The following is a 14,461-nucleotide window of genomic DNA, read 5'->3' on the forward strand; positions in this document are numbered from 1 at the left end:
GCATGTGAGGAAGACGAACGTGAAGATTGCCACTCGCACCGGAGCCGTCGCTGCGGCCGCTGTGCTTGCGCTGTCGCTGGCCGCCTGCTCGGCCGCCAACGAGGACACGACCGAGTCCGAGACCGCTGACTCCACCGCGACCGCCGCCGCTGAGGGCGACGACGCGATGGAGCTGTCCGGCAACCTCCAGGGTGCCGGTGCCTCGTCGCAGGAGTCCGCCATGGACGCCTGGCGCGCGGGCTTCCAGGCCGAGTACGCCGACGTGACCGTCGGCTACGACCCCGTCGGTTCCGGCGGCGGCATCGAGCAGTTCCTCGCGGGCGCGGTTCCCTTCGCGGGCTCGGACGGCCTCCTCGAGGCCGAGGAGTACGACGCCGCTGTCGACCGTTGCGACGGCGACGCCGGTGCCATCCACCTCCCGATGTACATCTCGCCCGTCGCGGTGATCTTCAACCTCGAGGGTATCGACTCGATCAACCTCGACGCCGCCACGATCGCCGACATCTTCGACGGAAACATCACCACGTGGGACGACGACGCGATCGCCTCGCAGAACGAGGGCGTTGACCTCCCGGGCGACACCATCACCGTCGTGTACCGCTCGGACTCGTCCGGCACCTCGGAGAACTTCACCGACTACCTCGAGCAGGCGTCGGAGGGCGTGTGGCCCTACGAGGCCACCAAGGAGTTCTCGACCGCCGCTGACCAGTCGGTCGGCGCGGACGGCACCTCCGCGGTCGTCGACACCGTCTCCACCACGTCGGGTGCGATCGGCTACGCCGACGCCTCGCGTGCCGGTGACCTCGGCACCGTCGCCCTCCTCGTGGGCGAGGAGTACGTCCCCTACTCGGCCGAGGCCGCTGCGAACATCGTCGCCGCGTCGCCGCTGTCCGAGGACGCCAACGGTGAGAACGACCTCGCGTACGCGATCGACCGCACCACGACCGACTCCACCGCGTACCCGCTGACGCTGGTCTCGTACCACATCGTCTGCCAGCAGTACGACGACGAGACCGAGCGTGACCTGGTCATCGCCTTCGAGAAGTACGTCGCCTCGGCCGAGGGCCAGGCTGCTGCCGCCGAGGCCGCCGGCTCCGCGCCGCTGACCGACGCTCTCACCGAGCAGATCACCGCGATCCTCGACGAGATCGCGGCCGCGTAATCTAGTCACCGGTGGGTGGGTCCGCTCCTGGTGAGCGGGCCCACCTTCCGTGCGGTTAGCATGGGATTCGACTCGAGGGAGACCCACCTGTGACCACCACTCAAGGCTCGCAGAAGGAAGATTCTGCCAGCGACTACGGCACTCATCCCGGTGCCTTCGCCAACGGTCTGTTCAAGAATCTGTCCACCGCGGCCGGCATCCTCATCCTGGTCACCCTCGCCGCCGTCGCCGCCTTCCTCCTCGAGGAGGCGTGGCCCGCGATCTCGGCCGCAGGCGCCGATCTCGGCGACAAGGTCTCCTTCATCAAGCCGGAGGACGGCCAGAGCCTGATCGAGATCATCGGCTACCTGGTCTACGGCACGCTGCTGATCTCCGTGGTCGCGCTGCTCATCGCAACGCCGATCGCGATCGGCATCGCCCTCTTCATCTCCCACTTCGCGCCGCGCCGCCTGGCCGCCGGCCTGGGATACCTCATCGATCTTCTGGCCGCGGTGCCCTCGGTCATCTACGGCCTCTGGGGCATCGGCGTGCTCGTGCCGTTCCTCCAGCCCTTCTATCAGTTCCTTGCCGACTACTTCGGCTGGATCCCGATCTTCGCGCCGCCCGAGTCCGGTGAGATCTTCACCGGCAAGGTCGCGCTGTCCGCGAGCATCGTCCTCGCGATCATGGTCCTGCCGATCATCTCCGCAGTGTCGCGCGAGGTCTTCCTCCAGACCCCCAAGCTGCATGAGGAGGCCGCCCTCGCGATGGGGGCCACCCGCTGGGAGATGATCCGGATGGCCGTCTTCCCGTTCGGCCGCTCCGGCATGATCGGCGCGACGATGCTCGGCCTCGGTCGCGCGCTCGGAGAGACGATGGCCGTGCTGATGATCATCGGTCCCGGACTCACGTACTCGCCGTACATGCTGCAGGCGACGCAGCACAACACGATCGCCGGCTACATCGCGCTGCAGTTCCCCGAGTCCAACGCGCTCGGCGTGAACGCGCTCATCACGATGGGCCTCGCGCTGTTCCTCATCACCCTGGCCGTCAACATGCTCGCGCGCTGGATCGTGTCCCGCCGCAGCGAATTCTCGGGAGCGAACTGATGACCGCCACCACCACGTCCTCGACGGCCACGTCGAACCCGTTCGCGGGCAGCATCTCCCCGGCCCGCAAGTTCAAGAACGCCGGCATGACGGCTCTCATCTGGCTCGCGTTCCTGGCCGCCGTCGCCCCGCTCGTCTGGCTCGCGGTCACGGTCGTCATCAACGGCTCGCAGCGCTTCTTCATCTCGGATGAGCTGGGCCTTGACGCGGGCTTCAACATCGAGTTCCTGCAGAACAGCATGCGCGGGATCTTCGGCTCGGAGCCCGGGTTCGGCGGCATCCTGCACGCGATCTGGGGCACGCTCCTCATGACGATCGCGGCGACCGTCATCTCGGTGCCGATCGGCCTGCTCACCGCGATCTACCTGGTCGAGTACGGCAACGGTCGACTCAAGAAGGCCATCACCTTCTTCGTCGATGTCATGACGGGCATCCCGTCGATCGTCGCGGGTCTGTTCGCCTACTCGCTGTTCGCGATCATCGTCGGGCCGGGGACCAAGATGGGCATCGTCGGCGCGATCGCGCTGTCGGTGCTCATGATCCCGGTGGTCGTGCGCTCGTCCGAGGAGATGCTGCGCCTCGTGCCCAACGAGCTGCGCGAGGCCTCGTACGCGCTCGGCGTGCCGAAGTGGCTCACGATCCTCAAGGTCGTGCTGCGCACCTCGATCGCGGGCGTCACGACAGGCATCACGCTCGCGATCGCGCGCGTCATCGGTGAGACCGCCCCGCTGCTCGTCGCGGTCGGCGTGACCGACTCGATGAACTTCAACCTCTTCGACGGCCGCATGGCCTCGCTGCCCGTGTACATCATCTCGGAGTACGAGAAGGGCACCCTGCCCTGCAACACGGACACCTGCATCGGCGAGATCACGACCTACAACGCGTGGGGCGCCGCGCTGGTCCTCATCCTCATCGTCATGGCGCTGAACCTCATCGCGCGCCTCATCGCCCGCTACTTCTCGCCCAAGACCGGCCGCTGAGCCAGAACCGGAGACACCGTGTCCAAGCGCATCGACGTCAACAACCTCAACGTCTACTACGGCAACTTCCTGGCCGTCGAGGACGTGTCGCTTCAGATCGAGGCGAAGTCGGTCACCGCCTTCATCGGCCCGTCCGGCTGCGGCAAGTCGACCTTCCTCCGCACGCTCAACCGCATGCATGAGGTCATCCCCGGCGCCCGCGTCGAGGGCGAGGTCCTCATGGACGGCGTGAACCTCTACGACCCCAAGGTCGACCCGGTGACCGTCCGCCGCCACGTCGGCATGGTCTTCCAGCGTCCGAACCCGTTCCCCACGATGTCGATCGCCGAGAACGTGCTCGCGGGCTCGAAGCTCAACAACAAGCGCCTGTCGAAGAGCGACTCCGAGGACCTCGTCGAGTCGTCCCTCAAGGGCGCGAACCTGTGGGAGGAGGTCAAGGACCGCCTCGACAAGCCCGGCTCCTCGCTCTCCGGTGGTCAGCAGCAGCGCCTGTGCATCGCGCGTGCGATCGCGATCAAGCCCGAGGTCATCCTCATGGACGAGCCCTGCTCGGCCCTCGACCCGATCTCGACCCTCGCGATCGAGGACCTCATCCAGGAGCTCAAGTCCGAGTACACGGTCGTGATCGTGACCCACAACATGCAGCAGGCCGCGCGCGTGTCCGAGAAGACCGCGTTCTTCAACATCGCGGGCACCGGCAAGCCGGGCAAGCTCATCGAGATGGACGACACCACGACCATCTTCTCCGCGCCCGCCGAGAAGGCCACCGAGGACTACATCTCGGGCCGTTTCGGTTGATCCGCATCTCTGCGTGAAGGCCCCCGGGTGATCCCGGGGGCCTTTCGCGTGGGTGGGGTGGGGTGCGCGCTGGGTCTGCGGCTGGGTCTGCGGCGCGCCAGTGGACACTCCTTGTCGCTTTCGGGCCCGGGCTGCGCGCCAGTGGACGTACTCGTACCAGGACGGCTTTCGCCGGGGGCGAGGCGGGACGATGCGGGACGATGCGGGATCTCGAGTTGCGGTCGCCGGGACGATGCGGTCGTCGGGTGGGTTCCCGCGCCGGGCGCGCGCCACGGGCGCGGTACAGAAACGTCCACTAGGACGCAGCAGAGCGCCGGAAACGACACTGAGCGTCCAGTGGGGCGCTTGGGGGTGGGTTCCCGGGTGCGCGCGGCGCCGGGGTGGGTTCCCGGGTGCGGTCGCCGGGTGGGTTCCCGGGTGCGGTCGCCGGGTGGGTTCACAGGCCCCGGGTCAGGCCAGGAGAGAGCGGGTGGGGTGAGGCGCAGGCGCCTCCGCGTCAGCCGATCGCGTCGAGCGTGCTCGCGTACTCCTCGAGCGTGCCGTCCAGCACGGGCACGTCGACCTCGGTCGTGCCGGAGCCCGGCGTCGTCACCGTGATGGTGCCGATCAGGCCCGGGTCCGCGGGGCTCGTGCCCACGACCTCGGTCTCGCCGGTCCCGGTGCCCAGCGTGGTCACGCCGTCGGCGGGGACCTCGAAGCTCGCCTCGCCCGCGCCGAGCACCACGGTCACCTCGATGTCCTCCGAGGTGACGTTCTCGAACGAGCCGATCAGCGCGGCAGGCTCGTCGGCCGCGGTCGACACGATGAGCAGGTTGAGGCCGGTGGCGTCCTCGAGCTCGACGCGGACACCATCGGAGGCCGAGTACTGCTTGGCGGTGGTGATGTTCGCGGCGAACGAGCAGCCGGTCATGGACAGCGCGATCAGGGCGGCCGCAGCGATGCGGGCGGGAGCGTGCAGCTTCACGGAGGGGACCTTTCCAGGGACAGTTGCAGGTTCAGGATAGTGGGTGCGCGGACCCGGGGAACCCGGCGTGTCGGGTTCGCGTGGAATATGGGCCTCTGTTAGTGCACGGGGTGCGAATGATAGACTGGGGCTCCGCGACGAAGGGGCTATCTCCACAATGAACTTTGCAGTCGGCGAGACCGTCGTCTACCCGCACCATGGTGCGGCCACCATCCAGGACATCTTCAAGAGGACCATCAAGGGCGAAGAGAAGACGTATCTGGAGCTCCGCGTCGCACAGGGCGACCTGACCATCAAGGTCCCCGCGGAGAACGTTGACCTCGTGGGCGTCCGCGATGTCGTCGATGAGGCCGGACTCGAGAAGGTGTTCGCCGTGCTGCGCGAGCCCTACGTCGAGGAGCCGACCAACTGGTCGCGCCGCTTCAAGGCCAATGGCGAGAAGCTCGCGTCTGGCGATGTCATCCGTGTGGCCGAGGTCGTCCGCGACCTGAGCCGCCGCGACACCGACAAGGGCCTGTCCGCCGGTGAGAAGCGCATGCTCCACAAGGCGCGTCAGATCCTGGTCTCCGAGCTCGCGCTCGCCGAGAAGTGCGACGAGGACGCTGCCGAGGCTCGTCTCGACGAGGTCCTCGCCTCGTGACCGTCGCGGCCGTCGTGACGGCCGCTGGGTCCGGGACCCGACTGGGCCGGGACCTTCCCAAGGCGCTCGTGCCGATCGGTGGCACGCCGCTCGTGGCGTGGGCCGCATCGTCCCTCGCCGCCGTGTGCGAGCAGGTCGTCGTGACCGCGCCCGCCGAGCATCTCGACGCGTTCCGTGATGCCGTCGCGCGTGTCGCGGCCGATGTCACGGTCGTCGCAGGGGGAGACACACGACAGGAGTCCGTCGCGCTCGGCATCGCCGCGGTCAGGGACGATGCCGAGCACATCCTTGTCCACGACGCCGCCCGCGCCTTCATGCCGGTCGCTGTCGCCGGTCGCGCGCTCGCGGCCCTCGAGGGCGGACCGGGCGGCCAGGACGATGCGGCAGTCGTCGAGGGCGCGGACGGGTGCATCCCCGTCCTACCCGTCGTGGACACGATCGTCTCGACGGCCGGCGGGACGCTCGCGTACCTGCAGCGCCCCGACCTCGGCGCGGTGCAGACCCCGCAGGCCTTCACCGCATCGTCCCTGAGGGACGCGCACGCGCGCGCCGTGGCCGACGGCTTCGAGGGCACCGACGACGGCAGTCTCCTGGCCGCGTACGGCTATCGCGTCGTCACGTGCGAGGGCGATGTCGAGGGCCGCAAGATCACGTACCCCGAGGACGTCGACCACTTCGAGAGGAAGCTGGCGCGGGCATGAGCAGCACGGGTGAGAGCGGCACAGGCATCAGTCGCGCGGGCATGATCCGCACTGGAATCGGCACCGACGTGCACGCCTTCGGCGACGACGCCGGCCTGTCCGTCGCGGGCCTCACCTGGCCCGACGAGCGCGCCCTGTCCGGCCACTCCGACGGCGACGTCGCGGCGCACGCGATCTGCGACGCCCTGCTGTCCGCGTCCGGGCTGGGCGACCTCGGCAGCAACTACGGCACCGACCGCCCCGAGTGGAAGGGTGCCTCGGGCGCCACGTTGCTCTCCGAGACCGCGCGCCGCGTGCGCGAGGCGGGCTTCGAGATCGGCAACGCCGCGGTGCAGGTCATCGGCAACCGCCCCAAGATCGGCCCGCGCCGGGCCGAGGCGGAGAAGGCTCTGACGGTCGCGATGGGCGCGCCCGTCACGGTCTCCGCGACCACGACCGACGGGCTCGGGCTCACGGGCCGCGGCGAGGGCGTCGCCGCGATCGCGACGGCGCTCGTCGTCGCGCGCGACCACTGAGCCGGCCCGCCGCATCCGCCCGGCCCACGAATCGTCCCGGTCCCTCCCGACTGACGCGGGCCCGCATCCCGCCAGGTAGCCTTGAGGGCGTGACTCTGCACCTGTTCGACACCGCCGCCCGCGAGGCGCGTCCCCTGACGCCCGTGACCCCCGGCAAGGTCGGCATCTACCTGTGCGGCCCGACCGTGCAGTCGAGCCCCCACATCGGACACCTGCGCGCGGCCGTCGCCTTCGACGTCCTGCAGCGCTGGCTGATGCGCAAGGGACTCAACGTGACGATGGTGCGCAACGTCACCGACATCGACGACAAGACGCTCGCGAAGTCCGCCGAGGCGGGCGTCGAGTGGTGGGCGTGGGCGCTGCGCCACGAGCGTGAGTTCCAGGCGGCCTATGAGGCGGTCGGCGTGCTCCAGCCCGACTCCGAGCCCCGCGCGACGGGTCACATGCCCGAGATCATCGCGCTCATCGCGCTGCTGATCGAGCGCGGTCATGCGTACGAGCACGAGGGCTCGGTGTACTTCGACGTGCAGTCGTACCCCGAGTACGGCTCGCTCACGCGCCAGGCACTTGAGGACCTTGAGCCCGCGGCCGACGCCCCGACGGACGCCAAGCGCGACCCGCGCGACTTCGCGCTGTGGAAGGCGACCAAGGCCGGCGAGCCCGACACCGCCGCGTGGGCCTCCCCGTGGGGCCCCGGCCGACCCGGCTGGCACATCGAGTGCTCCGCGATGGCGAGGCGCTACCTGGGCGAGACGTTCGACATCCACGGCGGCGGCCTGGACCTGCGCTTCCCGCACCACGAGAACGAGCAGGCGCAGTCGCGTGCGGCCGGCTACGGCTTCGCGCAGATGTGGCTGCACTCCGCGTGGGTGACCCAGTCCGGCGAGAAGATGTCGAAGTCGCTCGGCAACGGCATGGGCGTCGACGAGGTGCTCGCCGACCACAGCGCCGCCGCGCTGCGCCTCGCGCTCGGCCAGGTCCACTACCGCTCGATGATCGAGTGGTCGGACAAGACCATGGACGATGCGGAGACCACCTGGTCGCGCCTGTCCGGCTTCGTGGCGCGCGCCTCGGAGCGGGTCGGCGCGCCCACGCCCTCCGAGGTCGCGGCCGCCGAGCTGCCCGCGCCCTTCGTCGAGGCGATGGACGACGACCTGTCCGTCCCGCGCGCGATGGCGCACATCCACGACACCGTGCGCGGCGGCAACGCGGCGCTCACCGCGGGGGACGACGCCGCGGTCAGGACGAGCCTGCTCGCCGTGCGCGCGATGCTCGACACGCTGGGACTGGACCCCGCATCGTCCCTGTGGGCGTCCGGGGCGAAGGATGCGGAGCCCGCGCTCAAGGCGCTCGAGGTGCTCGTCGGCGCGGACCTGGCCAAGCGCGCGCAGGCGCGGGCCGAGAAGGACTGGAGCGCCGCGGACGAGATCCGCGACCGGCTGCAGGCCGCAGGAATCATCATCGAGGACGGCGCCGACGGCGCCCGCTGGTCGCTGGCCGAGGAGGGCTGACATGGCAGGGAACTCACAGCGTCGAGGCGCGACCCGCAACGCGGGATCCAAGAAGGGCGCACAGGTCGGCACCGGCGGCCATGGCCGCAAGGCTCTCGAGGGCAAGGGCCCCACGCCCAAGGCCGAGGAGCGGCCGTATCACAAGAAGTACAAGGACAAGCAGCGGGCCGAGCGCGAGGCCGCCAAGAAGCCCGCGCCGCGCGGCAAGCAGGCGCCCCGTCACCGCACGTCCGGCTCCGACGAGCTCGCGATCGGCCGCAACAGCGTGCTCGAGGCGATGCGCATGGGGATCCCCGCGACCGCGCTGTACGTGTTCAACCGCATCGACGCCGACGACCGCATCACCGAGATCGTCGGGCTCGCGGTGGACGCCGGCATCGAGGTGCGCGAGGTCACCAAGGCGACGCTCGACGGGCTCGCCGGCGGCAGCCCGCACCAGGGCGTCGCGCTCGAGGTGCCGCCGTACTCCTACGCGGACCCGCAGGACCTGCTCGAGGGCGAGTCGCCCGTCCGCATCGTCGTGCTCGACCACATCCAGGACCCGAGGAATCTGGGCGCGATCCTGCGCTCGGCGGGGGCGTTCGGCGCGACCGGTGTCGTCATCCCCGAGCGCCGCTCCGCGTCGGTGACTGTCGCGGCGTGGAAGGTGTCCGCCGGTGCGGCGGCGCGTGTGCCCGTGGCCCGCGCGACCAACATCGCCCGCACGCTCGAGGACTACAAGAAGGCCGGGGTCTTCGCGATCGGCCTCGACGGCGGCGGCGACGTGGACCTCCACGAGTCGAACCTGCTCGACGGACCGCTCGCGATCGTCGTCGGCTCCGAGGGCGACGGGCTGTCGCGCCTCGTGTCCGAGAAGTGCGACCAGATCGTGTCGATCCCGATCGCCGCGACGACCGAGAGCCTCAACGCCTCGGTCGCGACGTCGATCGCTCTGTACGAGGCCGCGCGCGCGATCGCCTAGCGGGTCGCGGGGCGATCGCGCCGGCGGCTACTCGCGCGCGGCGGCCCCGGCGGTGCCGCGACGCCTCGTCGGCGCCTACTCCTCGTCGGCGGTCTCGACCGTGCCGAGGTCGTCCTCGAGCGCCTCGGCGGCTCGCTCCGCCTGCGTGCGAGGCCGCTCGGGCGCAGGCCTGAGCGTCGACACGCGGGTGACCGATGCGGGCTCCTCCTCGGCGGGCTCGGGCACGCCGCCCCACGCGTGGGTGTTGTCGTTCGCGTACGGGTCGCGCACCGCGTAGCTCGAGCCGACCTCAGCGGTGAGCGCGGGCAGCTCGGCCGTCATCTCCGCGATCGACAGGCCCAGCACGGCATGCTCATCGGCCTTCGTGGGGAGCACGTTCTTGAGGTACGAGGCGGTCGCCACCGGCATCGGCACGTCCTTGCCCGCGGCCTGCGCGAGGTACCACCGGTGGTCGAGCACCTCGTGGAAGACCTGCGCGGGCTCGAGCTTGCCCCGCAGCTTGCGCGGCACCGCGCGAACGGTCGGCTCGAAGATGTGGGTCAGCCACTCGTGCGCCGCGAAGGTCTCGTCGGCCTTGTGCCCGCGCTCGGTCTCATGGACCACGCGGTACTCCTCCATGTCGTTGAGGAGCCGGCGGGCCTGGTTCTCCTGGACGTCGAGGCCCGTGAGGCGCATGAGGCGGCGCGAGTGGAAGCCCGCGTCGACGACCTTGGGGCGCAGCGTGACCGCCGTGCCGTCCTCGGTCTGCTGCATGTCGATCTCGCCCAGGTCGAAGCCCAGGGCGTTGAGCGCGCGCACGCGCTCCGCGACCTGGAACGGGACGTTCGAGGTGATGGTCTCGGTCGAGGTCAGCGCGGTCCACAGCTCGCGGTAGCGGGACTCGAGGCGCGTGCCGATGTCGAACGGATCGACGGACTCGTCGAGGTCCTCGGACTCCTGGAGGTCGAGCAGCTCGCCCACGATGTTGGTGGTTGCCGTGTCGAGGTCGTAGGCGCGCTGGCCGTCCGTGAGCTTGGGGTGCATGTCGCCGGTCTCCGCGTCCACGAGGTACGCGGAGAACGCCGAGGCGTCGCGACGGAACAGCGCGTTCGACAGTGAGACGTCGCCCCAGTAGAAGCCCGCGAGGTGCAGCCGCACCACGAGGATCGACAGCGCGTCGATGAGGCGAGTGAGGGTGCCGGTGCGCAGCGCCGAGGAGAAGATCGCGCGGTACGGCAGCGAGTACGCGAGGTGCTCGGTCACGAGCGCGGCCGACAGCTCCTGGCCTGACGCGCTCTGGCGACCGGTGACGACCGCGACGGGCTTCACGCACGGGGCCTCCATGCGCTCGAGCTCGCGCAGCATGTGGAACTCGCGGTGCGCGATCTCGGGGTTGGTCTCCTTGACGGCGAGCACGCCGTCCCCGTGGCGGACGAATCGCACGACGTGCCGCGAGAGGCCGCGAGGCAGCGCGGCGATGCGCTCCTCGGGCCAGGCGCTCAGCGGGACGTCCCAGGGCAGTTCCATGAGGCCCGCGTCGGCGGCCCCCGTGATCAGCAGCGGCATGGCCACAGCCTACGCGGGGGAGGCGACAGCGACGCGCGACCTTGAGCCCGCATCGTCCCTGGACCACGGGAAGGGAGCCGGACGATGCGGAAGGTGCCGTCCCCATCGTCCCCGTCGCCGCATCGTCCCTGGACACAGCAGAAGGGGCGGCCCGGGGAGCTGGATCTCTCCAGTCCCGGACCGCCCCTTCAGGCGCTAGCGGTGTGCCTTACGCGGAAGGCATCGCGGCCGACGACGCGGCCGACGGGCTGATGCGCTTGCCGGTCGAGGCCGAGAACGCGTGCTGCTCGCCCTCGCGGATGGTGACCCACATCGTGGAGCCCTTCTCCGGGACGTCGCGCGGGTCGACGCGGACGATGACCTCGCCCGTGCCGCCGAACTTCGGCTCCGCGAGCGTGGTCGCAAGGGCCGGAAGCTGGCCGTAGACGAACGCGTCGGAGCCGAGCTCCTCGACGACGACGACCTCGATGGGCAGCGCGCCCTCCGTGTTCGGCGCGACGCGGTCCATGGACTCAGGACGCCAGCCGAGGACGATCTCGCCCTTGTCGTCGTCCGTGAGGTTCGCGACGGTCTCGCGCTTGAGCGGGACGCGGGCGGGGCCGACGATGGCCTTGCCGTCCTCGATCGCGAAGGTCGAGATGTTCATGGCCGGCGAGCCGATGAAGCCGGCGACGAAGACGTTCGCCGGGGCGTCGTACATGTCGCGCGGGGTGCCGACCTGCTGCAGCACGCCGTCCTTGAGGACCGCGATGCGGTCACCCATCGTGAGGGCCTCGACCTGGTCGTGGGTCACGTAGACGGTGGTGGTGCCGAGGCGACGCTGGAGCGCGGCGATCTGCGTACGGGTCTGGACGCGGAGCTTGGCGTCGAGGTTCGACAGCGGCTCGTCCATGAGGAACACCTGCGGCTGACGCACGATCGCGCGACCCATGGCGACACGCTGGCGCTGACCACCCGAGAGGGCCTTCGGCTTGCGGTCCAGGTACTCGGTGAGGTCGAGGATCTTCGCGGCCTCCTCGACGCGCTTGCGGATCTCCGACTTGTCGACCTTGGCGATCTTGAGCGCGAAGCCCATGTTGTCGGCCACGGTCATGTGCGGGTAGAGCGCGTAGGACTGGAACACCATCGCGATGTCGCGGTCCTTGGGCTGCACGTGCGTGACGTCGCGGTCGCCGACCCAGATCGAGCCCTTGTCCACGTCCTCGAGGCCTGCGAGCATGCGCAGCGAGGTGGACTTACCGCAACCAGACGGTCCAACGAGGACGAGGAACTCGCCATCGGCGATGTCCAGGTCGAGCGAGTCGACCGCGGGACGCTCGGTGCCCGGGTAGATACGCGAGGCCTTGTCGTAAGTGACAGTTGCCATTTCAAATGGTCCCTTCACCGGCAGGTACGTGCCGGACGATCCGTAGTGAAGAGTGCCCTGTGGTGTCCACATTGACACTTCGCGCACGACAGGGATGCCGTGAGCGAGGCCCATTGTGTCATAGGTTCGCGGCACCCGTACAGCAGGACCTTCGTCCCTTCTGGCCCGTCTGTCCGGGTCGGTCGACGGGACGATGCGGCGGTGGGCGCGCGGGACGATGCGGCGGTGGGCGCGCGGGACGATGCGGCCCGGGCTGGCGGGAGGCGCGGCCCCGGCTGGCGGGCGCTCCCGCGCGGAGCCAGGGACGATGCGGCCCGGACCACGGGGTGACGGGTGCCGGTACCGTGGGCGCATGGCGGGACTGCGACGCGAGGTCGGCGATGAGATCGGCGGGTACGTCGTGCGAGAGACCCTGGGGAGGGGCGGCTCGGGCGCCGTCTACCTGGTGGAGGACGGCGGTGGGCAGCGCGCGGCGCTCAAGCTCGTCGACGCGGCGGAGGACCCGATCGCGGGCGAGCGGCTCGCCCGCGAGGTCCGCGCCCTGCAGTCGCTGCGGCACCCCGCGGTCCCGCATGTGCTCGACGCCGAGCTCGACGGCGACGAGACCTTCGTCGTCTCGGAGTACATCCCCGGGCTGTCGCTGTTCGATCACGTGCAGAAGAACGGCCCGCTCGCAGGAGCCGCGCTCGCCGACATGGCCGAGAGCATCGCCTCCGCGCTCGAGGCCGCGCACGCCGCGGGGGTCGTGCACCGCGATGTGACGCCCGCCAACGTGATGATGGGGCCGCGCGGACCCGTGCTGATCGACTTCGGCCTCGCGCACCGCGAGGACGACGCGCGGCTCACCCGCGAGGGCCTCGTGAGCGGCACCGCGGGGTACGTCGCGCCCGAGGTGATCGACGGGGTCGAGCCCGGTCCGGTCGCCGACCTCTGGGCCTGGGCCGCCACCGTCGCGTACGCGATGACGGGGCGCGCGCCGTTCGGCACCGGTGCCGGAGCGATCTCCCGGACGCTCGACGGCCAGGTGGACCTGCCGCATCGTCCGGGTGCCGAGGCCCTCGAGGCCGCGCTCGGCAAGGACATCGACTCCCGTCCGTCGCCCGCCCAGGTCGTCGCCGCGCTGCGTGGCAGCACGCAGGTGCTGGACCGCGGCGCTGGTGCCGCGGCGCTCGCGAGCACGACCGTGATGCCCGCCCGGGAGGACGCCTGGGGCCCGTCGGACGGCGACACGACGGTCCTCGAGCCGTACCGCGAGGACGACACCGTGACGCTCGAGCCGTACGACGACCAGGACGACGAGGGCGCCGGGGACGACGACGGCGACTGGGCCGGGGGCGAGGGCGCCGACTGGGAGGACGAGGACGCCGACGCGGCGGACGGCGAGGCCCGCTGGGACGAGGTGATCTCCGGCGAGATCGACCAGCACGGCGAGGCCTCGGAGCTCGTCGAGGAGTCCGCTCCGGTGCCCGGCCGCCCGATCATGCTCGGCGCAATGACGATCGCGGTGTCGGCCTTGGCCGCGCTGGCTCCGGTGGTCGTGCTCCTTGGCGTGATCGTGGCGGCGATCGTCGCGCGCGGCGTGCATCGGCGCGCAGCCTCGCTCGCGGCCTCGCGCGCTCGCCGCGGCAAGCGCAGGGGAGACGCGGTCGTCCACACCATCGGGATGCCCTGGCACCTGCTGCGCGGGATGCTTGAGCTCGTGCCCTCGGTGCTGCTCGGCGCGCTCGTCGGGGTGGGTGCGGGTGCGCTCATGTGGTGGCTCGTCTCGTCGGAGCTGATCGCGTCCGCCACCGAGGCAGGGCAGACGTGGGGTCATGCCGGCGCGCTCGCCTTCGGCGCGCTGGCCGTCGCCGCGACGATGTGGGTCGGGCCGTGGTCGGGGGGCACGAGGGACGGCAGCCGTCGCCTCGCGTACGCCGTCGCGCCGACCACCGGGGTCGCCGCCGCGTGGGTCGTGGTCGCGATCGTGGCGGTCGGAGTCGTCGCCGTCGCCGTGTACACGCAGGCCGAGCCGTGGTGGTGGCCGATCTCCGACGTCTCGGGGTGGACCTGGGCGGCGCCCGAGGCGCTCGCCTGGGGGTGACGTGCGTGACACTCCTCGCGCGACCTGAGAGACTTGAATAGTTGTGGGAACAACCATGTGTGACGGGTCGTTGCGTGAGCGAAGGAGTCGGCGGGCGGTGCGCACGCGCGGTGTACCGTCGAGCATGGTTCCCGCCGAGAGTGCGCG

13 protein-coding genes are annotated in these 14,461 nt (G+C 70.5%); 10 read left to right on the forward strand and 3 right to left on the reverse strand.

Translation table 11 applies throughout. The annotated features are described in order from the left end of the window. The first annotated feature begins 19 nt into the window (after nt 1–19). The 4 genes from B7K23_RS06445 to pstB all read left to right on the forward strand — a co-directional run bounded on the left by B7K23_RS06445 (nt 20) and on the right by pstB (nt 4,028). Entirely contained in the window at nt 20–1,162 is a 1,143-nt protein-coding gene (locus B7K23_RS06445) for a phosphate ABC transporter substrate-binding protein PstS (protein WP_084125533.1), read from the forward strand. A gap of 89 nt (nt 1,163–1,251) precedes the next feature. Then, nucleotides 1,252–2,250, forward strand: a complete 999-nt coding sequence (gene pstC, locus B7K23_RS06450) for a phosphate ABC transporter permease subunit PstC (protein WP_084125534.1) — start codon at nt 1,252–1,254, stop codon at nt 2,248–2,250. Further along, nucleotides 2,250–3,230 carry a phosphate ABC transporter permease PstA gene (pstA, locus tag B7K23_RS06455; RefSeq protein WP_084125535.1) on the forward strand — a complete coding sequence of 327 codons (981 nt, stop codon included), beginning with the start codon at nt 2,250–2,252 and terminating at the stop codon, nt 3,228–3,230. The genes pstC and pstA overlap by 1 nt, the downstream gene beginning before the upstream one ends. Nucleotides 3,231–3,248: 18 nt before the next feature. After that, entirely contained in the window at nt 3,249–4,028 is a 780-nt protein-coding gene (gene pstB, locus B7K23_RS06460; protein WP_084125536.1) for a phosphate ABC transporter ATP-binding protein PstB, read from the forward strand. A gap of 496 nt (nt 4,029–4,524) precedes the next feature. Here pstB and B7K23_RS06465 read toward each other — a convergent pair whose 3' ends face one another. Further along, nucleotides 4,525–4,992: a hypothetical protein gene (locus B7K23_RS06465; RefSeq protein WP_084125537.1), complete on the reverse strand. Its 468-nt coding sequence runs from the start codon at nt 4,990–4,992 to the stop codon at nt 4,525–4,527. 157 nt (nt 4,993–5,149) lie between these two features. Between B7K23_RS06465 and B7K23_RS06470 the strand changes: the two genes are divergently transcribed. The 5 genes from B7K23_RS06470 (at nt 5,150) to rlmB (ending at nt 9,320) form a co-directional block, all read left to right on the forward strand. Continuing rightward, complete coding sequence (locus B7K23_RS06470; protein ID WP_062203756.1) at nt 5,150–5,632, forward strand: CarD family transcriptional regulator; 483 nt, start codon at nt 5,150–5,152, stop codon at nt 5,630–5,632. Beyond that, the gene (locus tag B7K23_RS06475) at nt 5,629–6,333 is read left to right on the forward strand and encodes a 2-C-methyl-D-erythritol 4-phosphate cytidylyltransferase (protein ID WP_084125538.1); all 705 of its coding nucleotides are present in this window, start codon (nt 5,629–5,631) and stop codon (nt 6,331–6,333) included. The genes B7K23_RS06470 and B7K23_RS06475 overlap by 4 nt, the downstream gene beginning before the upstream one ends. Continuing rightward, complete coding sequence (ispF, locus tag B7K23_RS06480; protein ID WP_200809775.1) at nt 6,330–6,848, forward strand: 2-C-methyl-D-erythritol 2,4-cyclodiphosphate synthase; 519 nt, start codon at nt 6,330–6,332, stop codon at nt 6,846–6,848. Before B7K23_RS06475 ends, ispF begins: the two co-directional genes overlap by 4 nt. Nucleotides 6,849–6,937: 89 nt before the next feature. Continuing rightward, complete coding sequence (gene cysS, locus B7K23_RS06485; protein WP_084125539.1) at nt 6,938–8,359, forward strand: cysteine--tRNA ligase; 1,422 nt, start codon at nt 6,938–6,940, stop codon at nt 8,357–8,359. Between the two features lies 1 nt (nt 8,360). After that, entirely contained in the window at nt 8,361–9,320 is a 960-nt protein-coding gene (rlmB, locus tag B7K23_RS06490; protein WP_084125540.1) for a 23S rRNA (guanosine(2251)-2'-O)-methyltransferase RlmB, read from the forward strand. Between the two features lie 75 nt (nt 9,321–9,395). Here the strand turns inward: rlmB and B7K23_RS06495 are convergent, their stop codons facing one another. Next, complete coding sequence (locus B7K23_RS06495; RefSeq protein WP_084126215.1) at nt 9,396–10,865, reverse strand: DUF4032 domain-containing protein; 1,470 nt, start codon at nt 10,863–10,865, stop codon at nt 9,396–9,398. Nucleotides 10,866–11,073: 208 nt separating this feature from the next. Further along, nucleotides 11,074–12,231: an ABC transporter ATP-binding protein gene (locus B7K23_RS06500; protein WP_084125541.1), complete on the reverse strand. Its 1,158-nt coding sequence runs from the start codon at nt 12,229–12,231 to the stop codon at nt 11,074–11,076. 352 nt (nt 12,232–12,583) lie between these two features. On the opposite strand from B7K23_RS06500, the gene B7K23_RS06505 reads away from it, so the two are divergent. Then, the gene (locus tag B7K23_RS06505) at nt 12,584–14,314 is read left to right on the forward strand and encodes a serine/threonine-protein kinase (RefSeq protein ID WP_159451345.1); all 1,731 of its coding nucleotides are present in this window, start codon (nt 12,584–12,586) and stop codon (nt 14,312–14,314) included. Nucleotides 14,315–14,461 lie beyond the last annotated feature (147 nt).

Origin of the sequence: Demequina sp. NBRC 110054 (assembly GCF_002090115.1) — a bacterium.
GTDB lineage: Bacteria > Actinomycetota > Actinomycetes > Actinomycetales > Demequinaceae > Demequina.